This is a genomic window from Pseudomonas cavernae (genome assembly GCF_003595175.1).
In the GTDB taxonomy this organism is placed as follows: Bacteria; Pseudomonadota; Gammaproteobacteria; order Pseudomonadales; family Pseudomonadaceae; genus Aquipseudomonas; species Aquipseudomonas cavernae.
Genome location: NZ_CP032419.1, coordinates 4622259 through 4644349 on the forward strand (window position 1 = coordinate 4622259; position 22091 = coordinate 4644349).

General features: G+C 67.2%; 18 protein-coding genes. 7 read left to right on the plus strand and 11 right to left on the minus strand.

From position 1 onward, the window contains the following. Positions 1–144 precede the first annotated feature (144 nt). Positions 145–966, minus strand: coding sequence for a 3'(2'),5'-bisphosphate nucleotidase CysQ (cysQ, locus tag D3880_RS21045; RefSeq protein WP_119895359.1), 822 nt, complete (start codon positions 964–966; stop codon positions 145–147). Next, the gene (gene nudE / locus D3880_RS21050; RefSeq protein ID WP_119895360.1) at positions 963–1529 is read right to left on the minus strand and encodes an ADP compounds hydrolase NudE; all 567 of its coding nucleotides are present in this window, start codon (positions 1527–1529) and stop codon (positions 963–965) included. Before nudE ends, cysQ begins: the two co-directional genes overlap by 4 nt. Positions 1530–1636: 107 nt before the next feature. Between nudE and yrfG the strand changes: the two genes are divergently transcribed. Beyond that, complete coding sequence (gene yrfG / locus D3880_RS21055) at positions 1637–2299, plus strand: GMP/IMP nucleotidase (protein WP_119895361.1); 663 nt, start codon at positions 1637–1639, stop codon at positions 2297–2299. Positions 2300–2399: 100 nt separating this feature from the next. On the opposite strand, the gene lysM is transcribed toward yrfG, so the two are convergent. Beyond that, a complete protein-coding gene (lysM, locus tag D3880_RS21060; protein ID WP_119895362.1) occupies positions 2400–2837 on the minus strand; it encodes a peptidoglycan-binding protein LysM in 438 nt (145 codons plus the stop codon). Between the two features lie 392 nt (positions 2838–3229). On the opposite strand from lysM, the gene D3880_RS21065 reads away from it, so the two are divergent. The 4 genes from D3880_RS21065 (at position 3230) to D3880_RS21080 (ending at position 5392) form a co-directional block, all read left to right on the plus strand. Continuing rightward, complete coding sequence (locus D3880_RS21065) at positions 3230–3733, plus strand: DUF1993 domain-containing protein (RefSeq protein ID WP_119895363.1); 504 nt, start codon at positions 3230–3232, stop codon at positions 3731–3733. Positions 3734–3987: 254 nt separating this feature from the next. Further along, entirely contained in the window at positions 3988–4479 is a 492-nt protein-coding gene (locus D3880_RS21070) for a glycine zipper domain-containing protein (protein ID WP_119895802.1), read from the plus strand. Positions 4480–4624: 145 nt separating this feature from the next. Further along, positions 4625–5032 (plus strand): YMGG-like glycine zipper-containing protein, encoded by a 408-nt coding sequence (locus D3880_RS21075; RefSeq protein ID WP_119895364.1) that lies wholly within the window; start codon positions 4625–4627, stop codon positions 5030–5032. A 162-nt stretch (positions 5033–5194) separates the two neighbouring features. Continuing rightward, on the plus strand, positions 5195–5392 hold the full coding sequence (locus tag D3880_RS21080; RefSeq protein WP_119895365.1) for a hypothetical protein: 198 nt from the start codon (positions 5195–5197) through the stop codon (positions 5390–5392). 14 nt (positions 5393–5406) lie between these two features. Here the strand turns inward: D3880_RS21080 and D3880_RS21085 are convergent, their stop codons facing one another. After that, the gene (locus D3880_RS21085; protein ID WP_119895366.1) at positions 5407–8247 is read right to left on the minus strand and encodes an AMP-binding protein; all 2841 of its coding nucleotides are present in this window, start codon (positions 8245–8247) and stop codon (positions 5407–5409) included. 671 nt (positions 8248–8918) lie between these two features. Here D3880_RS21085 and D3880_RS21090 point away from each other — a divergent pair. Continuing rightward, positions 8919–10208, plus strand: coding sequence for an MFS transporter (locus tag D3880_RS21090; protein ID WP_119895367.1), 1290 nt, complete (start codon positions 8919–8921; stop codon positions 10206–10208). A gap of 41 nt (positions 10209–10249) precedes the next feature. Here D3880_RS21090 and D3880_RS21095 read toward each other — a convergent pair whose 3' ends face one another. From D3880_RS21095 to D3880_RS21110, 4 genes are all read right to left on the minus strand, one after another. Next, a complete protein-coding gene (locus D3880_RS21095) occupies positions 10250–10684 on the minus strand; it encodes an acyl-CoA thioesterase (RefSeq protein ID WP_119895368.1) in 435 nt (144 codons plus the stop codon). Positions 10685–10780: 96 nt separating this feature from the next. Then, entirely contained in the window at positions 10781–11944 is a 1164-nt protein-coding gene (locus tag D3880_RS21100; RefSeq protein ID WP_119895369.1) for an iron-containing alcohol dehydrogenase, read from the minus strand. A 234-nt stretch (positions 11945–12178) separates the two neighbouring features. Continuing rightward, on the minus strand, positions 12179–13969 hold the full coding sequence (locus tag D3880_RS21105) for an acyl-CoA dehydrogenase C-terminal domain-containing protein (RefSeq protein WP_119895370.1): 1791 nt from the start codon (positions 13967–13969) through the stop codon (positions 12179–12181). Beyond that, positions 13966–15207 (minus strand): 3-hydroxyacyl-CoA dehydrogenase, encoded by a 1242-nt coding sequence (locus D3880_RS21110; protein WP_119895371.1) that lies wholly within the window; start codon positions 15205–15207, stop codon positions 13966–13968. Before D3880_RS21110 ends, D3880_RS21105 begins: the two co-directional genes overlap by 4 nt. Before the next feature lie 153 nt (positions 15208–15360). Between D3880_RS21110 and D3880_RS21115 the strand changes: the two genes are divergently transcribed. Beyond that, the gene (locus D3880_RS21115; RefSeq protein ID WP_119895372.1) at positions 15361–16272 is read left to right on the plus strand and encodes a LysR family transcriptional regulator; all 912 of its coding nucleotides are present in this window, start codon (positions 15361–15363) and stop codon (positions 16270–16272) included. 73 nt (positions 16273–16345) lie between these two features. Here D3880_RS21115 and D3880_RS21120 read toward each other — a convergent pair whose 3' ends face one another. From D3880_RS21120 to D3880_RS21130, 3 genes are all read right to left on the minus strand, one after another. Further along, positions 16346–17833, minus strand: coding sequence for a flavin-containing monooxygenase (locus D3880_RS21120; RefSeq protein WP_119895373.1), 1488 nt, complete (start codon positions 17831–17833; stop codon positions 16346–16348). 168 nt (positions 17834–18001) lie between these two features. Then, the gene (locus D3880_RS21125) at positions 18002–19936 is read right to left on the minus strand and encodes a RecQ family ATP-dependent DNA helicase (RefSeq protein ID WP_119895374.1); all 1935 of its coding nucleotides are present in this window, start codon (positions 19934–19936) and stop codon (positions 18002–18004) included. Positions 19937–20391: 455 nt separating this feature from the next. Next, positions 20392–21933: a phosphoenolpyruvate carboxykinase gene (locus D3880_RS21130; protein ID WP_119895375.1), complete on the minus strand. Its 1542-nt coding sequence runs from the start codon at positions 21931–21933 to the stop codon at positions 20392–20394. Between the last annotated feature and the right edge of the window lie 158 nt (positions 21934–22091).

Consider the following 22091-nt stretch of genomic DNA (forward strand, 5'->3'; position numbering starts at 1 on the left):
CAAACAAGGCAAAAACGGCTGAGGAAGCGGAGTTTACGAGTTGTAAATGAGCATTCCGAAGCCGTTTTTTAACGCCGGTTGGCCGACGCGCAGCAGATCCGAGACAGGTTCTAAGCCCTCGCGGCCTAGCCACCCAGCCGCACCTCAATCCAGCGCGCGGGCCAGCGCCAGCAGCTCGGCGCGCCAAGCGGCAGTCGCCGGCAGCGCCAGGAACGACGGATTGAGGAAGGATTCACGCGCCGGGTAACGCAACGCCTCACCCTGGAGATCGAGCACCTCGCCACCCGCCCCTTCGAGCACACCTTGGGCCGCCGCGGTGTCCCACTGCGAAGTCGGCGCCAGGCGCGGATAGCAGTCCGCAGTCCCTTCGGCGAGCAAGCAGAACTTCAGCGAGCTGCCGATGTTGGCCAGTTCGAGATGGCCAAAGCGCTCGCCCAAACCTGCCAGCAGGCGCTCCTGCGCCGGGCTGGAATGGCGCCGGCTGGCCACCAGAGTAAAGGCCGCGGCCGGCGCACCCCGCACCGCGATCGCCTGCGCCTCACCCTGCGCCTCGCAGCGCCAGGCCCCGAGCCCGGCGCCACCGTAATAGCAGCGGCCAGTGCTCGGCTGACCGACCACGCCGAACACCACCCGCCCGTCTTCGATCAGCGCCACATTGACGGTGAACTCCTCGCTGCCAGCGATGAACTCCTTGGTGCCATCCAGCGGGTCGACCAGCCACCAGCGCGTCCACTGCGCGCGCTCGGCCAAGGGAATCAGGCTGTCCTCCTCCGACAGCACCGGAATCTGCGGAGCGAGCGCACCCAGGCCGGCGGCGAGCAGATGGTGGGCGGCCAGATCGGCGGCGGTGACCGGCGAGGCGTCGGCCTTCTGCGTCACCGCCACGTCGGCGCGCCAGTACGGTAGGGTGGCGGCGCCGGCCTGGCGCACCAGCTCGACGACCGCCGGCAGCAAGGGATGGCTCACAGGACGAACTCCCCGCGCTGGGTCAGCAGGTCGCGCGCCAGGTACAACGCCGCCAGCGCGCGGCCCTCGCTGAACTGCGGGTGCTGGACCAGGTTGGCCAGCTCGCGCAGGTTGACCCGATCGACGCCCATCGGCTCCGGCTCGTCGCCGGGCAGGCTTTCCGGGTACAGGTCGCGGGCCAGCACCACCTGGATCTTCTGGCTCATGTAGCCGGGCGACAGGCTCAGCTCGGTGAGGTACTCCAGCTGATGAGCGCCGAAGCCGGCCTCCTCCTTGAGTTCGCGGTTGGCGGCGGCCAGCACGTCCTCACCCGGCTCGATCAGGCCCTTGGGCAGCGACAGCTGATAGTCGTCGGTACCGGCGCAGTATTCCTCCACCAGCAGCGCATGCTCGTCATCGGCCAGCGCCACGATCATCACCGCGCCATAGCCACCGCCCTTGCTGGCCAACCGCTCGTAGGTGCGCTCGACCCCATTGGTGAAGCGCAACTGCAATTCCTCGACGGTGAACAGGCGGCTTTTGGCGACGACCTCGCGGCCGAGGACAGTGGGTTTCTGACGCATGGGACGACTCCGTGGCATGAGCAGGCGGGTTATCATACCCCGGCTTTGCCGATTGTCCGCCGCGCCGATTGCGCCATCCACCACCGCTGCTCGCTGAATCCGCCATCATGCCGACACTGCCCTGGGCCGAGATCGACACCGTCCTGCTCGACATGGACGGCACCCTGCTCGACCTGCATTTCGACAACCATTTCTGGCTCGAACACCTGCCGCAACGCTACGCCGAGCACCACGGCATCACCCGTGTGCAGGCCGACGCCGAACTGCTGCCGCTGTTTCGTGACCATGCCGGTACCTTGAATTGGTATTGCACGGACTTCTGGAGCCGCGAGCTGAAGCTTTCGATCCGCGAACTCAAGCGCGAAGTGGCCGAATTGATCAGCCTGCGCAGGGATGCCGATACGTTCCTTACCGCACTGCGGCGCAGCGGCAAGCGGGTGGCACTGATCACCAACGCGCACCGCGACTCGCTGTCGCTGAAACTCGAGCGCATCGAACTGGCGCCCTACTTCGATCGCCTGATCAGCTCCCACGATTACGGCGTCCCCAAGGAAGACCAGCAGTTCTGGACCGCCCTGCAAGACGATTTCGGTTTCGACCCGGCGCGCAGCCTGTTCATCGACGACAGCCTGCCGATTCTGCGCAGCGCCGGGCGCTTCGGTATTGCGCACCTGCTCGCCGTGCGCGAACCGGACAGCCGCAAGGACCCGAAAGACACCGAGGAATTTGCCGCGCTAGGCGACTATCGCGACTTGCTGGCAGGGCTGTAGGAGCGACTCGAGAACGCGCAAACAGATAGCTCCTCTCCCCCTTTCACTTATGACGAGAGGGAGAGGGCGAAATGGACGGCGCCAGGCTTGCGGCCAGCGCCTATTCCGGAATGCGCAGTACCTGCCCCGGATAGATCTTGTCCGGGTGACCGAGCATCGGCTTGTTGGCCTCGAAGATCTTGTTGTACAGGTTGGCGTTGCCATATTCGACCTTGGCGATGGCGCTCAGGGTGTCGCCCTTCTGCACCGTGACGAAGCGCGCCGCCGGCGCCGGTGCCGCCACCGTGATGCGGTCCTCGACCTCGCTGACCCCGGCGACATTGCCCAGCGCCAGCAGGATCTTCTCCTTCTCTTCCTGGCTGGCCACCTCGCCGCTGGCGACGACCTTCTCGCCCACCACCTCGACCTGGATATTCGGATTGCCCAGGCCGACCTTGGCTACATGCTCTTTCAGCGATTCGGCTGCCTGCGCTTCCTGACCTACCAGCGATTCCCACAGCTTGGCACCGGCTTCTTTCACAAAGGCGAAAATGCTCATCGTCAACTCTCCTGTCGATTGGCTTGGTCGCGACCGGGTAGCCCGCTCGCGCGCTGGAAAGAGTCTAGCCAGCCCCCTGCATGAGCATCGACAAACCGACCAACGCAAGCCCCCGCGGGCGGCAACGGCCGCGCAGAGCGCTTCGCCACTGGGCCGCGCCAAGCCGGCAGAGCTGGATTAAGCTGAGAGCCTGTTTACGATCTCGCGAGCGAGAGCCAGACAAGGCAAAAATGGCCGAGGGAGCGGAGTTTACGAGTTGTAAATGAGCATCCCGAGGCCATTTTTAACGCCGGATGGCCGACGCGCAGCAGATCGTAAACAGGCTCTGAGCAGGCCGGCCGCGCAAGCGGTTCAGGCCTCAGCTTCTTTCCCCCGTCACTGCGGAGTCAGTCATGTCGATTTCCATGCACCAGCTGTCCATCCCGGTATTCGAGCGCATGCTCGGCAACCTGAGCGCGATCATCGCCAAAGCCGCCGCCCATGCCGAAGCACGCAAGATCGATCCGGCGGTGTTCGTCAACGCCCGCCTGGCCCCCGATATGTTCCCCTTTAGCCGCCAGGTGCAGATCGCCTGCGATGCCGCCAAAGGCGCCGGCGCGCGCCTGGCCGGCGTCGAAGTCCCCAGCCATCCCGACACCGAAAGCAGCTTCGCCGAGTTGCAGGAACGCATCGCCAAGACCCAGACTTTCCTGCGCAGCCTCAGCCCGGCACAGTTCGACGGCAGCGAAGCACGGCGCATCAGCCTCAAGCTGCGTGACCGCGAGGTGGAATTCCAGGGCCTGGACTTCCTCACCCAGTTCGCCCTGCCGAACTTCTATTTCCATATCAGCGCCGCCTACGCCATCCTCCGCCATAACGGCGTGGACATCGGCAAGCGGGATTACCTCGGCGCCTGAGCCAGGCGCGCGCCCCGCCTGATGTCATCGACGCCAGCGGGGCGCCATTGAAAGGCCAGTAAAATACGCCCAAAAGGCCGCTAAACCGGCCGGTGGGAAGCAGCTTCAGACCCGCCGAAATCGACGAAGTTCCCTGGTAAAAACAACAAGTTACAGATTGCGAAAAGGTCGTGCTACTCGTCGGCAAATGCTTGTAAGCCGCCCGTCTCGCCCCGCAGGATCGCCTCCGTCATCCCACATAGGTGCTCCTGTTCATGAAGTACTCCTCGATCATCCTGGTCTCTCTCGGCCTGTTCAGCGGCGCCGTCCTCGCCGATGGCGACACCCGCGCAGGCGTCGGCGGTGCATTGGGTGGGGTGCTGGGTTCGGTCGTCGGCCAATCGGTCGGCGGCAGCACCGGTGCCGCCATCGGCGCCGGGGTCGGCGGTGCGGCCGGCGGCGCGGTCGGCGCCCGGCGTGGTAACAAAACCGAAGCGGCGATCGGCGGCGGCCTGGGCGCGGCCGGCGGCAACGTCATCGGCAACAAGGTCGGCGGCACTACCGGCGGCCTGATCGGTGCGGCCCTCGGCGGCGGTGCCGGCGGCGCGCTGGGCAACCACTACGGCGACTCCAACCGTGACGACGACGATGACTACCGCGGCGGCCGCTACTACCGCGACGACGATCGCCACGACAATGGCTACCACCGCGGCCATCACAAGAAGCGCTGGAAGCATCGCCACGATCACGACGACGACGACGACTGATCGCCGCCCGGTTTGTTGCCGGCAGCCACGCCGGCAACTGACCAACGGGCAAATTTTTCGCCGCTGGCATGATCCAAGCCAATATCAGGCGGCGCTCCATCCGTGACAATGGATGCTCCTATTTCTTCCCCTCGAGGTTCGCAGCATGCGTTCAGCTCTTTCCGCAATCGTCCTGGCCCTGCTGGTCGCCCAGGGCGCCAGCGCCGACGACAACACCAAAGCCGCGGTTGGCAGCGGGATCGGCGGCGCGCTGGGTAATGTGCTCGGCCAGCAGGTCGGTGGCAGCACCGGCGCGGCCATCGGCGCCGGCGTCGGCGGTGCCGCCGGTGGCGCGATCAGCAGCAAGAGCGGCAACAAAACCGAAGCGGCGATCGGCGGCGGGCTCGGCGCCGCGGGGGGCTCGATCATCGGCGGCAAGCTCGGCGGCAGCACCGGTTCGGCCATTGGCGCCGGCCTCGGTGGTGCCGCCGGCGGCGCCCTCGGCAACGACCTGGGCGATGACGACGACGGTCATGGCCACGGCAAGAAGCACAAAAAGCACAAGCACGACTGAGCCCCACGCTGCTCGACCACGGCCCGCCGACGCGGGTCGTGGCAGACTCATACGGTGGTCTCCCGCTGGCCGACAAAGGCCGCGTTCATTGATCCAGATCGATACTTCGCCGCGCCAGTACGCCGAAAATGCCTCCATCCTTTATCGATCGAGGTCCTCCCCATGCGTACTCCCCTCGCCACACTGGCCATGACCCTGCTGGTTTCCCAAGGCGTACTCGCCGACGACAACACCTACCTGAATGCACGCAACGACAGCGACCGCGCGCAGGCGCAAGTCGCTAAGCACCGCCACGTTGATCACCACGCCATCGCGCCGGCCAAGGCCGCAGTCCCGGCCCCAGCGGCGCCAGACGCCTAGCCCAAGGCGCCGCGCTAGCCCGAGCGCGGCCCACCCTCCGCCTCATCCAGCCGCTCCTGCAAGCGCGCCCGCGTCGCATCGCGCAGCTCGATCGACTCCAGCCAGCCCGGCCCCGCCGCCCGCAGCGGGGCACAGACGCTGACGGCAAGCGCGCCGTGGCGCGGGAACCACTGGCCGGCGCGCAGCACCGTGCGCGCGCCGCGGATGGCGACCGGCAGCAGCGGCACGCCGGCACGCGCGGCAACCACGAAGGCGCCCATGTGGAACGGGCGCAGGCCCGACTCGCGGGTGAAGGTCCCTTCCGGGAAGAACAGCAGGGCTTGCCCTTGCGCGAGGCTGTCGGCCAGGGCTTCGGCGTCCTTGACGCTGCGCTGCAGGTCGAAGCGCTCGACGAAGCGGGCGCCGAGCTTGCGCAAGAACAGGCCGGCGACCCATTGCTCGGCCAGTTCGCGCTTGGCGACGAAGGCGAACTGCGGCGGCAGGGCGGCGCAGAGGATGACACCGTCGAGGTAGCTGGCATGGTTGGCGGCCAGCACGCTCAAGCCGGAGGCCGACAAGTGCTCCAGCCCCTCGACCTGCAACGGCACGCCGCACAGCCGCAGGAACAGACGCGCCGCCGCGTGGGCGAAGGCGCGGCACCAGCGCTGCCGCGGCAGCGCCGCGACGCCCAGCCAGGTCAGCGGCGCCACCAGGCAGAACAGCAGCCAGATGTAGCCGGCATACAGCGCGGCGCGGCTGGCGCGCCAGCAACGGCCGCCCAGCGCCCGCGCGGCCAGCAGTCCCAGGCGCAGCAGTTGCCGCCACACCGCCCGGCGGTGCCCACCCACTTCACCGCGTTCGTACAGCTCGCGGCTGGCGGCGCGGCGGATCTTGCCGCTGGAAGTCTTCAGCACGCTGTGCGGCGGCGCCAGGACGATATCGTCCGGCGGCACGCCGGTGAGGTCGACGACGATGCGGTTGATCTCCTGCTGCAGGCGCTGGCGCGCGGCGGCCTCGCGCGCGTGGGTTTCCGCCAGCACCACCAGGCGCTCGGTACCGCTGGCCGGCGCGCGACTGCCGAACACCGCGACGCAGCCCTTGCGCAGGCCCGCCAGGTTGCCGACCGCCGCCTCGACATCGTAGGGATAGATGTTGCGTCCGGCGCGGATGATCAGGTCTTTGGCGCGACCGGTCAGGTACAGCTCGCCGCCGGCCAGATAGCCCAGGTCGAGCGAGTCCACCCACTCGCCATGCAGCACCCGGCGGGTCTCTTCCGGGTTGCGGAAATAGCCGCGACTGGTGGACGGCCCCTTGAATTGCAGGTGGCCCTCATGGCGCTCGGGCAACTCGAGGCCGCTGCCATCGACGATGCGCAGCTGATGGCCCGGCAGCGCCCGACCGCTGGCGACGAAGCACAGGGTGTCGGCCGCGCCCTCCGCGGCGGGCAGCGCCTGGCCGCGGGTCTGGAACGGCGTGCGCTGCACCCGGTCGATCAGCGGCCCGCGTTCCAGGGGCGGGAAGGCCACGCCGAGGGTGGCCTCGGCCAGCCCGTACACCGGCGTCAGCGCCGTGGGCGCCAAACCATAGCGGCCGAAGCGCTCGCCGAAACGCCGCAACGTATCCGGACTGACCGGCTCGGCGCCGTTGAGGGCCAGGCGCCAGCGGCTCAGGTCCAGGCCCTCGAGGTCATCGTCGCTGAGCCGGCTCAGGCACAGCTCGTAGGCGAAATTGGGCGCCGCCGACAGCGTGCCGCCATAGCGGTCGAGGGCCCACAGCCAGCGCGACGGCCGCGCCAGGAAGGCCAGCGGCGACATCAGCACCAGGGTGTAGGCGTAGTACAGGCTGCCCAGCCAGGCACCGATCAGGCCCATGTCGTGATACATCGGCAACCAGCTGACGAACACGTCGCGGGGGCTGATCCGCACTCCCGCCCCCATGGCCCGCAGGTTGGCGAGCAGATTGGCGTGGCTGACCATCACCCCCTTGGGCTGGCCGGTGCTGCCCGAGGTGTATTGCAGGAAGGCGAGGTCTTGCGCCTGTCGCGGCGAGGTCACGAATTCGCCGCGCTGGTCCGCCAGCTCGGCCACCGTGGCGATCTCGCGCAGGCTCGGCACCTGCGGTTGGAGCAGGCGGGCGAGCAACTTCGCCTCGGTCACGGTGAGCAGCGCCACCGTCTCGGCGTTGTTGAGAATGCCGGCCTGGCGGCGCAGATGCTCCTCGATCTGCGACAGGCGCAGCGGCGGGTAGATGGGTACGGGCACGCCGCCGGCCAGCAGGACGCCGATGAAACCGAAGAGAAAATCGCGCCCGGTCGGCAGCATCAGGGCCACCGTCTGGCCGCCGCGCAGGCCGCGCCGCTGCAGCCCGGCAGCCACGCTCAAGGCGCCCTGGTACAAGGCGGCGTAGCTGAGGTCGTCGCTGCCGTCGGTTTCGTTGAGCAGGCGCACATGGGTGCGTTGCGGCTGGTGATGCAGGTGCCACTCCAGCACTTCGACCAGCGTCGCCGCGGCATCCGGCGCGCTCGGTCCCGACGCCGCGGCCGCGGCTGCGGCGCCAGGGCTGCCCGCCGGCGCGGGCGGCGTCGGCGCGCGACCCTGGGCCTGCACGGCCTGCAGGAGATCCGCCGGGGTTTCCGCGCTGGCGAACAGCTCTTCGGCAAAGCGCACGCCGAACGCCTGTTCGAGGCGCGACCACAGCTCGACCCGCGCCAGGCTGTCCAGCCCCAGGTCACGGTCGAGGGCGCTGTGCAGGCTGACCTGCAACCCCTCGGCCGCATACGGGCGCAGCTCGAGCACGGTTTGTCGGACGATGCCGAGCAGCTTTTCCGCCGCATCGGCGCCGCAGTCTGGACTGGATTGCTGAGGCAAGCGAGGCATCGGCAGTCCCTCATGGCAAGACCCTCGAGGGTCCTGGCCATTATGCGCCTATGCCGGCGACCGGGAAGACCGGCTTGGCGCCCATGTTTTTTCCGGTTTATACGTAGCCCGGATGAAATGCGAGATGGCCTGATATCTGTGCCCCGGATTGCATCCGGCTACCGGGCGGGACCCGGGCGGCTCGTCATTTAGCGAACACGCCCTAAGAACCTGTCTACGATCTGCTGCACGTCGGTCAAACTACGTTGAAAACGGCTTCGGAAAGCGGCTTGCCGCTAACGCGCTTTAGCGCGACCCGAAGGGCGAGTGAAACGAGTCATGCTCATTTACAACACGTAAACTCCGCTTCCTCAGCCGTTTGACTCGCTACGCTCGCCCTGCGGGCCAGCCTTCGGCTGTTACTCCGCTGCGCTACGTTGCGCCTTGTTTGACTCTAGCTCGCGAGATCGTAAACAGGTTCTAAGTGCCTGTTCAAAGTCTTGCGATCCGAGAGCCGACTCTGGCCTTCGGTGGAAAATGCTTCGCAGTTTTCCACCCTACGCGGACTGGCAGGCTGGGTAGGGTGGATAACGCTTTGCTTATCCACCATCACGCCGGCAGAAAATGCTCACGGGCAAGACCTTGCACAGATTCTAAGCTGTGCAGAACAGCGCCCCGCACGGAGAGTCCCCATGCCAGCCAGCCTTGCCCCTGGAGTGACGCGCCGCGAAGCTTGGTCGTGGGCGATGTTCGATTTCGCCAATTCCGGTTACACCACGGTGGTGATCACCGCCGTGTTCAATGCCTATTTCGTCGCCGTGGTGGCCGAAGGCAAACCCTGGGGCACGCTGGCCTGGACCAGCACCATCGCCCTCGCCAATGCGCTGATCATCCTCAGCGCCCCGCTGGTTGGCGCCTACGCCGACGCCTTCGCCTGCAAGAAGCGCCTGCTGCTGTTCAGCACCATCGGCTGCGTCGCCTGCACCGCCGCGCTGGCCTGGGCCGGGCCCGGCGCACTGGGGATCGCCGTGCTGTTCGTGGTGCTGTCGAATTTCTGCTTCGGCAGCGGCGAGAACCTGATCGCCGCCTTCCTTCCGGAAATCGCCCGCGAAGATGCCCTGGGCCGGGTCTCCGGCTGGGGCTGGGGCTTCGGCTATGTCGGCGGCCTGGTCAGCCTCGGCGCCTGCCTGGCCTATGTCGGCTGGGCGCAGGGCCAGGGCCACGACGCGGCGCAGTTCGTGCCGGTGTGCATGCTGATCACCGCCGCGCTGTTCGCCGTCGCCAGCGTGCCGACCTTTCTGTTCCTGCGCGAACGCAGCCAGGCGCAACTGCAAGCCGGCGCCGCGCCGCTGGCCCAAGCGGTCTGGCGACGCTTCGCCAAGACCCTGCGCGAAGCCGGGCGCTACCGCGACCTGCGGCGCTTTCTCGCCTGTACCGTCTGTTACCAGGCCGGGATCTCCGCGGTGGTCACCCTGGCGGCCATCTACGCCGACCAGGTCATGGGCTTCAGCACCCAGGACACCCTGCTGCTGATCTTCGTGGTGAACATCACCGCCTCGCTCGGCGCCGTGCTATTCGGCTGGCTGCAAGATCGCCTCGGCCATCGCGCCACCCTGGCCCTGACCCTGTGCGGCTGGCTCGGCATGGTCGGCCTGACCTGGGCGGCGCAGGGACCGGCGCTGTTCTGGCTGGCGGCCAATCTCGCCGGCCTGTGCATGGGCGCCAGCCAGTCGGCCGGACGCGCCATAGTCGGTCTGCTGGCGCCGCCGACGCGGCTGGCGGAGTTCTTCGGCCTCTGGGGTCAGGCGGCGAAGCTGGCGGCGATCCTCGGCCCGATGACCTACGGCCTGAGCAGTTGGCTCTCCGGCGGCGACCACCGCCTGGCGATGCTGATCACCGGCAGTTACTTCGTCGCCGGCCTGCTGATCCTCGCCGGCGTCGACCTCGAACGCGGCCGCCGCGCCGCCCTGGCCGAGGCCTAGGTTGGCGTTGCGCGCAGCGAAACCCCACAAGCCCGCGGCCATCAGCCCGGCAACAACGCGCTCAACGCCGCGCGCAGCGGCGCTGGAATCGCCACCGGGCGGTTGCTCGCGCGATCGACGAACACGTGAACGAAGCGCCCGGCGGCGCAGGCTTCGTCCTCGCCGGCCTTGAAGATCGCCAGCTCGTACTGCACCGAACTGTTGCCCAGCTTGCCGACCCGCAGGCCGACCTCGATGCGCTCGGGAAAGGCGATCGAGGCGAAGTAGTCGCAGGACGAACTGACCACGAAGCCGACCACTTCGCCGTTGTGGATATCCAGCCCGCCCTGTTCGATCAGGTAGGAGTTCACCGCGCTGTCGAAGAAGCCGTAGTAGACGACGTTGTTGACGTGGCCATAGACATCGTTGTCGTGCCAGCGGGTGGTGATCGGCCGGAAGTGGCGGTAATCGCTACGCAGGTGTTGGGGTTGGCTCATCGGTTTCTCTCAATAGGGTTCTTGTAGGAGCGAATTCATTCGCGATGGGAGACAGCCCTATCGCGAATGAATTCGCTCCTACGGGTATGGCGGGGCTCAGTAGGCCGCTCGATAAATCGCCAGCGCATCGGCCTCAGTGACGGCGCGCGGATTATTCACCAGCAGGCGCTGCTGCAGCATGGCGTCGCTGGCCAGTTGCGCGAGCATGGCCTCCGGCACCCCGGCATCGCGCAGACGACTGGGCAGGCCGCAACGCGCATTGAGCGCCGCCAGTTCGGCGATGAACTGCGCGGTCAGTTGCTCGGCGTTGCCAGGCTGCAGCCGCTCGCCCAACAGCAGCGGCGCCAGCTCGGCATACAGCGGCGCGGCAACCGGCGCATTGAAGCGCAGCACGTGCGGCAGCACCAGCGCGTTGGAGAGGCCGTGGGGAATGTGGAAGTGCCCGCCGAGCGGGTAGGCCAGCGCGTGCACCGCCGCCACCGGCGCATTGGCGAAGGCCTGGCCGGCCAGGCAGGCGCCGAGCAGCATGGCCTGACGCGCCGCGCAGTTCTGCCCGTCGTGCACCGCTTCATGCAGGTTGCCGGCGAGCAGACGCAGCGCCTCACGGGCCAGCAGGTCGGACAGCGGGTTCTTCTTCAGCGCCGTGGTGTAGGCCTCGATGGCATGCACCATGGCGTCGATGCCGGTGGCGGCGGTCACCGCCGGCGGCAGACCGAGGGTCAGCTCGGCATCCAGCAGCGCCAGATCCGGCAGCAACAGCGGCGAGACCACGCCCAGCTTGGTCGTCTCGCCGGTGGTGATGATGGCGATCTGGGTGACCTCCGAGCCGGTGCCGGCGGTGGTCGGTACTTGAATCAGCGGCAGGCGTCGGCCTTTGGCGTTGCCCACGCCATAGATATCGGCGAGCGACTGGCGGCACTCGGGATGGGCGAGCAAGGCGACCAGCTTGGCCACGTCCATCGAACTGCCGCCGCCGAAGCCGACGATCAGCTCGGCCTTGAGCGCCTTGGCCTGTTCGACGGCGGCGCGGACGGTGGCTTCCGGCGGGTCGGCGACCACCTGGTCGTACACCGCGACGCTGACGCCCTCGGCGGCGAAGCCGGGCAGCACGGCGTCGAGCAGGCCGAAGCGGGTGATGCCGGGGTCGGTGACGATCAGCACCGACCCCGCCTCGCGCTCGCGGCACAGGCTGGCCAGGCGCACGGCGGCGCCGGCTTCGCAGAGGATCTGCGCGGTGGTGGCGAAACTGAACGGCTGCATGGCGGTTCCTCTGGTTGTTTGGGTAGGGCGGGGTGCACCCGCCCTACGACTCGACCAGTAGCCCGGATGCAATCCGGGGATCGGCGTTGCCGGCTTCCCGGGCTGCACCCTGGCTACCACCCTCTCCCCAGCCCTCTCCCATAAATGGGAGAGGGGGCAGCTCGTGCACAGCCGGTCAGGCGCGCGTCACCCCTCGCCCGCCCTTCTTTTATGAAAAGGGGAAGAGGGCCATGTTCAAAACGCAAAACTCTCCTCATCCAACGCCACCAAACACGCCGCACCACCGAGCAAGGCCTCGCGGTGGCCGCTGGCGCGCGGCAGCACGCGGCGCAGGTAGAAGTCGGCACTGAGCAGCTTGGCCTGGTAGAACGCCGCCTCGCCGCTGCCGGCGTCCAGCGCATCCTGGGCACGGGCGGCGGCCTGCAGCCACAGGCCGGCGAGCAGCACGTGGGCCGAGTAGGCGAGGAAGTCCACTGAGGTCGCGCCGATCTCCTGCACGTCGCGCTGGCAGGCGGCGATCACTTCGCTGCTCAGCTCGCGCCATTCGCCGAGGCGCGCCTGCACGGTCTTGGCCAACTCGGCCAGCGCCGGACGGTCGACCTGTTGATCGCACAGTTCGCTGAACTCGGCCTGCAGCGCGGACAGCTCCGCGCCGCCGTCGCCGAGCAGCTTGCGGCGGATCAGGTCGAGCGCCTGGATGCCGTTGGTGCCCTCGTACAGCTGGGTGATGCGGCTGTCGCGCATCAGCTGCTCCATGCCCCACTCGCGGATGAAACCGTGGCCGCCATACAGCTGCACGCCGAGGCTGGCGACTTCCTGGCCCATGTCGGTGAAGAAGGCTTTCACTATGGGGATGAGCAGCGCCGCGCGCTTGCCGGCGGCCTTGCGTGCCGCGGCGTCCGGATGACCGTGCTCGAGGTCGAGCTGGCGCGCGCAGTAGGCGGCGAGCATGCGGCTGCCTTCGCTGAGGGTCTTCTGGGTCAGCAGCATGCGCCGCACGTCCGGGTGGACGATGATCGGGTCGGCCGGTTTGTCCGGCTGCACCGCACCGGCCAGGCCACGCGACTGCAGGCGCTCGCGGGCATAGCGCAGGCCGCCCTGGAACGCCGCTTCGGCGATGCCCAGGCCCTGCAGGCCGACCTGGAAGCGCGCGTCGTTCATCATGGTGAACATGCAGGCCAGGCCCTGGTTGGCCCCGCCGATCAGCCAGCCGGTGGCGCCGTCGAAGTTCATCACGCAGGTCGAGGCGCCCTTGATGCCCATCTTGTGCTCGATGGCGCCGCAGCTCAGGGCGTTCTTCGTCCCCGGCGTGCCGTCGGGATTGGCGATAAATTTCGGCACCAGCAGCAGGCTGATGCCCTTCACCCCGACCGGCGCGTCCGGCAGGCGGGCGAGCACCAGGTGGACGATGTTCTCGGTCAGGTCCTGCTCGCCGCCGCTGATGAAGATCTTGCTGCCGCTGACCTTATAGCTGCCGTCGGCCTGCGGCTCGGCGCGGGTGCGCAGCAATGCCAGGTCGGTGCCGGCCTGCGGCTCGGTGAGGCACATGGTGCCGGTCCACTGGCCGCTGACCATCTTCGCCAGATAGGCCTGTTTCAGTGCTGCGCTGCCGTGCTTGTGCAGGGCCAGCACCGCGCCTTCGGTGAGCCCGGAGTAGACGCGGAAGGACAGCGAGGCGGCCATCAGCATCTCGTGGAAGCTGGCGGCGACCAGTTGCGGGAAGCCCTGGCCACCGAACTCGACCGGCCCGGTCATGCTCGCCCAGCCGTTGTCGACATACTGCCGGTAGGCCTCGCGGAAGCCGTGCGGGGTGGTCACCGCGCCGTCCCGCAGCTGGCAGCCTTGCTCGTCGCTGTTGCGATTCAGCGGTGCCACCACCTCGCCGGTGTAGCGCGCCGCTTCGTCGAGTACGCCGTCGATCAGCTCGCGGTCGAGGCCGTTGCCGAGCAATTCACAATGGCCGGCGACGTCGAACAGTTCATGCAAGACGAAGCGCATGTCGCGCAGCGGGGCCTGGTAGCTCATGCGCGACCCTCCTGCACGTCGGCGAAGCGCTTGCCGCCGGCGGCCAGTTGCTCGATCAGCGCAGCCGGCTGCCAATGGCTGCCAAACAGCTGCTGCAGCTGCTGCAGGCGCGCGCGCACCGCCGCCAGGCCCTGGCCGTCGGCCCAGCTCATCGGCCCGCCGGTGGCGGCCGGGAAGCCGTAACCGTTGAGGTAGACCAGGTCGACGTCATGGCTGGTGGCGGCGATGTTCTCTTCGAGAATCTTCGCCCCTTCGTTGACCAGTGCCAGCACGCAACGCTCGACGATCTCTTCGGCACCGATGTCGCGGCGCCGGTAGCCCAGGCCTTCGGCGACGCGCAGCACCAGCGCGTCGACTTCCGGATCGTGCTCGGCCTGGCGGCTGCCCTCGGCGTAGTGGTAGTAGCCCATGCGCGCCTTCTGGCCGAAGCGGCCGAGTTCGCACAGCGCGTTGTCGACCTGCACCAGCGGCTCATCCTGGCCTTCGCCGGCCAGTTGGCGGGCGCGCCAGCCGAGGTCGATACCGACCACGTCGTACATGCGGAACGGGCCCATGGCGAAGCCGAAGCCCTGCAGCGCGGCATCGATCTGCTGCGGGTAGGCGCCTTCGAGGAGCATCTTGCGCGCCTCGCGCACGTACTGCTCGAGCATGCGGTTGCCGATGAAGCCGTGGCAGTTGCCGGCCACCACGCTGACCTTGCCCATGCGCTGGCCGAGAGCCAGGGCGGCGTCCAGCACGGCCGGCGCGGTCGCCTGGCCACGGACGATCTCCAGCAGCTTCATGATGTGCGCCGGGCTGAAGAAGTGCAGGCCGAGCACCTGTTGCGGGCGGCCGGTGACGCCGGCGATGGCGTCGATGTCCAGGTAGGAGGTGTTGCTGGCGAGGATCGCCCCCGGGCGCACGGCCGCGTCCAGGCTGCGGAAGATCTGCTGCTTGAGCTCGAGGTTCTCGTATACCGCCTCGATCACCAGATCGACCTCGGCCAGCGCCGTATAGCGGTCCACCGGGGTGACGCGGGCCAGGCGCGCGGCCGACTCGGCTGCGTCGATGCGGCCCAGGCGCAGGTTGTGCGCGTTGGTCTCGGCCAGCACGGCCATGGCCTGTTCGAGCATCTGCGGATTGTTGTCCAGCCACAGCACCGGCACGCCGGCGTTGGCCAGGCTCATGACGATGCCACGGCCCATGGTGCCGGCGCCGATCACCGCGGCTTGCTGTATGGAGAAGGCGGTCTGGCTCATGCTTATTCCTCTTGTCGAACCTGGGTAAAGACTGCTGCGCGTCGGCCATGGGCGTCGAGAGCGGGCTCTACGCGCGCAAAAAACCGGCAAACACCATAGAGGAACCGGCTACTATTTTTGAAATTTAGTCTTGTGATACTTAGTATTCAGCCGATGAATATTTCCAATTTCGACCTCAACCTATTGCGTGTACTCGACGCCCTGCTGCGCGAGCGCAACGTCTCGCGCGCCGCCGAACGCCTGTCCCTCAGTCAGCCGGCGGTGAGCAACGCCCTCAATCGCCTGCGCGAACTGCTCGACGATCCGCTGCTGGTGCGCGCCGGCCGCAGCATGCAGCCGACGCCGCGCGCCCTGGCCCTGGAAGCGCCGATCCGCGCCGCCTTGCAGCAGATCGAACAGAGCCTCAGCGGTGGCGAACAGTTCGACCCGGCGCGCAGCCGCCAGCGCTTCACCGTCGCCATGACCGACTACGTCGAGCTGCTGTGCATGCCGCGCCTGCTCGAGCAACTGACCCGCGAGGCGCCGGGCATCAGCATCGCCATCAGCCAGCTGAGCCCGCAGCTGCCGACCGAGGCGCTGGACAAGGGCGATCTGGATTTGGCCCTCGGCCGCTTCGAGCAGATCCCCGGCCGCTTCGCCCAGCGACTCTGGATGAGCGAGACCCTGCGCCTGGTCACCCGCCGCGACCACCCGCTGCTGGCCCAGGCGCCAGATCTCGACACCTTTCTGCACCTGCGCCACCTGTGGGTGCACGGCGGCCAGACCAAGGGCATGGTCGATCAGTGGCTCGCTGAGCACGGCCTGCGCCGCGCCATCCACTACACCACGCCGAATTATCTGCAGGCCGCGCACATCGTCGCCGGCACCGACCTCGCCGTGGTCCTCCCGACGCGCCTGGCCGAACACTTCGCCGCCCTGCTGCCGCTGAGCCTGTATCCGCTGCCGTTCGAGGTCGGCAGCTTCCAACTGGAGATCGTCAGCCTCGGCCAACGCCAGCGCGATGCGGCATTGCAATGGTTGATCGAGCAGATCGGCGCGATCGGCGCGATCGGCATGACGCCGTAGGATGGGTTGAGCGCAGCGATACCCATCGATCCGCTCGTTGGCTATCGCTGCGCTCAACGCCAACCTACGCCGATTACGCCAGCGCGGCCCCGCGCTCGGCACTGCTCTTCGGCGAGGAAAACACCAGGTAACCGTCCTCGACCTTGCCATAACGCAGCAGGGCCAGGTCGAGGGCGTAGTTCTGGTAGAGCTTCCACGGCGCACGGTCGCCCTGCTTGGGCATCTTGTCCGCCGCGCGCTGGATGTAGCCGGAGTTGAGGTTGAGGAACGGCGCTTCCTTGACCGCGTCGGCGGTGTTGCGCGGCGTGTACTGGCGCATGCCGATGGCGTCCATGTGGTTGATCAGGCGGCAGAAGTATTCGCTGGAGAGATCGGCCTTGAGCGTCCAGCTGGCGTTGGTGTAGCCGAGCACCACGGCGGCGTTGGGCAGGTCGCGCAGCATGATGCCGCGATAGCCCATGCTCTGCGCGGCGTCGAACGGCTGGCCGTCCACCGCTATCTGCATGCCACCGAACATCACCAGGTCGAGGCCGGTGGCGGTGACGACGACGTCGGCCGCGAGGGTCTGCCCGGATTTCAGGCGGATGCCGGTTTCGCTGAAGCTGTCGATATGGTCGGTAACCACCGAGGCCTTGCCCTTACGCAGGGCCTTGAACAGGTCGCCGTCGGGCACCACGCAGACACGCTCGTCCCACGGCTTGTAGCTCGGGCTGAAATGCCGCATGTCAAAGTCCTTGCCGAGCTGGCGGCGGGCCAGGCCGAGGATCACCTTGCGCACCTGCGCCGGAAAGCCTTTCGACAACATGAAAAAGATCATCTGCAGGGTCACGTTGCGCGCCCGCGCGAAGCGATAGACCCAGGTTTTCGGCAGCAAGGGCCGCAGCACGTTGGAGATCAGGTCCTTTTGCGGCAGGTTGATCACATAGGTGGGCGAGCGCTGCAGCATGGTCACGTGCTCGGCCTTATCGGCCATCGACGGCACCAGGGTGACTGCGGTGGCGCCGCTGCCGATGACCACCACCTTCTTGCCGGTGTAATCGAAATCCGCCGGCCACAGCTGCGGGTGGATGACCTCGCCCTGGAACTGCTCGCGGCCGGGAAACTCCGGGGTGTAACCGGCCTCGTAGCGGTAGTAGCCGGTGCACATCAGCAGGTGGTGGCAGCTCAGCTTGAGCGGCTCGGCTTCGTCGCCGCGCTGCACTTCCAGGGTCCAGGTCGCGCTGTCCGAACACCAGTCGGCCTTGAGCACCTTGTGCTGGTAGCGGATCTTGCGGTCGATGCCGTTCTCCCGCGCGGTTTCCTCGATGTAGCGGCGGATCGACGGGCCATCGGCGATGGCCTTGGGGTCGTTCCACGGTTTGAAGTTGTAGCCGAGGGTGAACATGTCCGAGTCGGAGCGGATGCCCGGGTAGCGGAACAGGTCCCAGGTGCCACCCAGCGCCGCGCGCCCTTCGAGCACGGCGAAGGTCTTGCCGGGGCAGTGCTTCATCAGGTGGTAGGCGGCGCCGATGCCGGACAGGCCGGCGCCGATGATCAGTACGTCCAGATGTTCAACAGGCATGGGGGCTCCTCGGTCGATGCGTCTTGGGCGGTCCATGGATTCAAGACTGCAGACGCGCTGCCCGCCAGATTCGCCGCAAGGCGCCGGCTTGTCCCCGACCCTAGGATGGGTTGAGCGCCGCGCTAGCCATCAATCCGCCCGCTGGCCAGCGCTGCGCGCAACGCCAACCTACACAGGCCCCAAGGCCTCCAGCTGCCGGCGCACCTCGGCGTAGGGATAGTCCTCCAGCGCGGCGAAGCCGGGAATGCCGCGCGCCTTCAGTTTGGTGAACAGCGGCAGGCTGATACCGCAGAGGAAGCGGGTCAGGCATTCGGCGCTGGGCGAGTCGCCCTTGAGTTCCCGATGGCGCTGAATAAAGGCGCCGCCCAAGCTGTGCAGGTTTTGCTGATCGAGCGCCGGCAGCGGCGGCGGTTCCGGCAGGCGGGCGACCTGGCCGTGGCAGACTGAACAGTGACCACAGCGCTGCGGCGCGTGCTGATCGCCGAAGTAGCAAGCCAGGCGCTGGCTCAGGCACTGGTCGCTGGCGAACAGCGCGAGCATGGCGTGAATGCGCGCGATCTCGCTGGCTTCGTGCTGCTGGAAGTAGGCGTGCAGTTCGGCGCTCAGCGCCTCGGGATCGAAGGCATGGTCGAGCAGCGCGTAGACCTCGGTCATCTGCTTGCTTTCCAGCTCGATCCAGCCCTGTTCCTGGAACCAGTCCAGCGCCTTGACCACCCGCCCGCGCTCGGCCTGGTGCTGCTGGTAGAGCGCGTCGAAATCCACCGTGCACCAGGTGCGCGCGCGTGGTGAGGTGGCGACGATCGCCGCGACGAACTGGCGGCGTTCGCCGGCGAACTTTTCCAGCAGCGCCTCGGGCTCGAGCAGGTACTTGAAGCGGTATTCGGCGAAATAGGCATAGCGCGGAGCGATGATGCCGCGCAGTTCCAACTGCACCAGCAGGGTCTTCAGCGGCAGTTGGCGGATATTGCTCTGCTCGCTCAGCGCGTTGAGCAGCAGTTCCCACTGGCCGCCCTGGCCGGCTGCCAGCAGTTCGTCGAGCACGCAGCGGATGCCGGCACGCTCGGGGGTGTCGCCGTAGACGAAGTTCTCCAGCACGTTGAGGCTGTCGCGGTTGGCCAGCACCAGGCAGTCGGACGGCTGGCCGTCGCGCCCGGCACGGCCGATCTCCTGGCTGTAGTTCTCGATGGATTTCGGCAGGTCGAAGTGCACCACGTTGCGGATGTCGGCCTTGTCGATGCCCATGCCGAAGGCGATGGTGGCGACGATGCAGTTCAACTGCCCGCTCATGAACTGGCGCTGGATCGCCTCGCGCTGCTCATGGACCATGCCGGCGTGGTAGGCGCAGGCCGGGATGCCGCGCTGGCTCAGGTGCTCGGCGACCTGCTCGGCGGTCTTCTGCTGGGTGACGTAGACGATGCTCGGCTGGTCGGCCTTGGCGGCCAGCCAGTCGACCAGGCGGCGGCGCTTGTCCTCGCCGCTGACCGGCTCGACCAGCAGGTTGAGGTTGGCCCGGTAGAAGCCGGTGGTGATCACGTCTTCCGCGGCAATCGAGAATTTCTCGCGCATATCGGCGATCACCGGCGGCGTCGCTGTGGCGGTCAGCAGCAGCACCTGGGGAATGCCGAACTGGCGCTGGTAGTCGGGCAGCTTGAGGTAGTCGGGGCGGAAGTTGTGGCCCCATTCGGAGATGCAGTGCGCCTCGTCGACCACCAGCAGGGAGATCGGCACCTGGGCAATGAAGTGGCGGAAGCGCTCGTTCTTCAGGCGTTCGACCGAGATCATCAGGATCTTCAGCTCGCCGGCCTTGGCCCGGCGCATCACCGCGGCGGTCTGCTCGCGGCTCTGCGCCGAGTCGATGCTCGCCGCGCTGATGCCATGGCGGGCGAGGAAGGCCAACTGGTCCTGCATCAACGCCAGCAGCGGCGACACCACCAGGCACAGGTGCGGCAGGTGCAAGGCCGGCAGCTGGTAGCACAGCGACTTGCCCGAGCCGGTGGGGAAGATCGCCGCCGCCGAGCGGCCGGCCAGCACGGCGCCGATCGCCGCCTCCTGGCCGGGGCGGAACTGGCGGTAGCCGAACACGCGTTCGAGGGTTGGGTGCATGAGTCAGTCACTCCGTTGACCGCTAGAGGGGGTGTTGACCATAGCGGGGCGTTGAGGGTGAAGCCAGCACCGGGCACGTGTCGGCGGATGGCTCTCAGAACCTGTTCCGGATCTCGCGAGCTAGAGCGAGACAAGGCAAAAACAGCCGAAGAAGCGCAGTTTACGAGCTGTAAATGAGCATGACTCGCTTCGCTCGCCCCTTCGGGGCCGCGCTAAAGCGCGTTAGCCGCAAGCGGCCTCTGAGGCTGTTTTTAACGCCGTATCGCCGACACGCAGCAGATCCGAGACAGGTTCTCAGCACGTAGGATGGGTGGAGCGCAGCGATACCCATCTTGGCCAGGCGAGCACCGCTCGTAGGGTATCGCTGCACTCAACACCAACCTACAAGAGCGGGAGCGCTCCTGCAGGCATCAATGAAAAAGCCGCCCGGAGGCGGCTTTTTCGACGCGGGTCGCTTACAGCTGCGGGCCGGCGTTCTTGATGGCGGCGCTGACGTCGAACTTCTGGAAGTTGTCGACGAACTGCTTGGCCAGGCCCCTGGCGGCCTCGTCGTAGGCGTTCTGGTCGGCCCAGGTGTGGCGCGGGTTGAGCAGGTTGGTCTCGACGCCCGGCACCGACTTCGGCACATCCAGGTTGATGATGTCCAGGTGCTCGGTCTCGGTGCCGATCAGCGCGCCGCTCTGGATCGCCGCGATCACGCCACGGGTGGTGGGGATGTTGAAGCGCTTGCCGACGCCGTAGCCACCGCCGGTCCAGCCGGTGTTGACCAGGTAGACCTTGGAGCCGAAGCCGCGGATGCGCTTGATCAGCAGCTCGGCGTACTCGCCGGCCGGACGCGGGAAGAACGGCGCACCGAAGCAGGTGGAGAAGGTCGACTTGATGCCGCCGCCGGAGCCCATCTCGGTGGAGCCGACCAGCGCGGTGTAGCCGGACAGGAAGTGGTAGGCCGCCTGCTCTTCGCTGAGGATCGACACCGGCGGCAGCACGCCGGTCAGGTCGCAGGTCAGGAAGATCACCGCATTCGGCTCGCCGCCGAGGTTGTGCTCGGAGCGCTTCTCGACCAGTTCCAGCGGGTAGGCCGCGCGGCTGTTCTGGGTCAGGCTGTCGTCGGCGTAGTCCGGTACGCGGTTGGCGTCGAGCACCACGTTTTCCAGCACGGCGCCGAACTGGATGGCTTTCCAGATCACCGGCTCGTTCTTCTCGGACAGGTCGATGCACTTGGCGTAGCAGCCGCCCTCGATGTTGAACACCACGCCTTCACCCCAGCCGTGCTCGTCGTCGCCGATCAGGTAGCGGCTCGGATCGGCGGACAGGGTGGTCTTGCCGGTGCCGGACAGGCCGAAGAACAGGGTGACGTCGCCTTCCTCGCCGATGTTGGCGGCGCAGTGCATCGGCAGTACGTCGACGGCCGGCAGCAGGAAGTTCTGCACCGAGAACATGGCCTTCTTCATTTCCCCGGCGTAGCGCATGCCGGCGATCAGCACTTTCTTCTGGGCGAAGTTGAGGATCACGCAACCGTCGGAGTTGGTGCCGTCACGCTCGGGCACGCACTCGAAGTTGGCGACGTTGAGGATCTGCCACTCGCTCTTGCCGGCCGGGTTGTACTGTTCCGGGTTGATAAACAGCTGGCGGCCGAACAGGTTCTGCCAGGCGGTCTGGGTGGTCATCTTCACCGCCAGGTAGTGGTCGGCGGCGGAGCCTACATGCACGTGGGAAACGAAGTGGTCCTGAGCCTGGTTGAAGGCTTCGACGCGGTCCCACAGGGCATCGAACTTGTCGGCCGGGAACTTGCGATTGATCGGACCCCAGGCGATGGCCGCCGAGGTGCTCGGCTCGTCGACGATGAAGCGATCGACCGGCGAACGGCCGGTGCGGTGGCCGGTGCGCACCACCAGCGAGCCGTTGCTGGCGAGTTCGCCCTCGCCGCGACGGATGGCTTCTTCGACCAGTTGCGCGGCGCTGATGTCGGTGTACACGGTGGTGTTGGCTTGCGTCATGAGGGTCCCCATCGGCCCAGGGCCGAGCTTCCAAACGTTTTGTAGTAGAAGCTGCGGCACTACTACAGAGAAAAAAGTGCGCCGGATTATGCCAGAAAAGGCCGATCCAAGTGCAGCCTCCGATCCGATCAACGGGCGATCATCGCCCTACGGTCGGC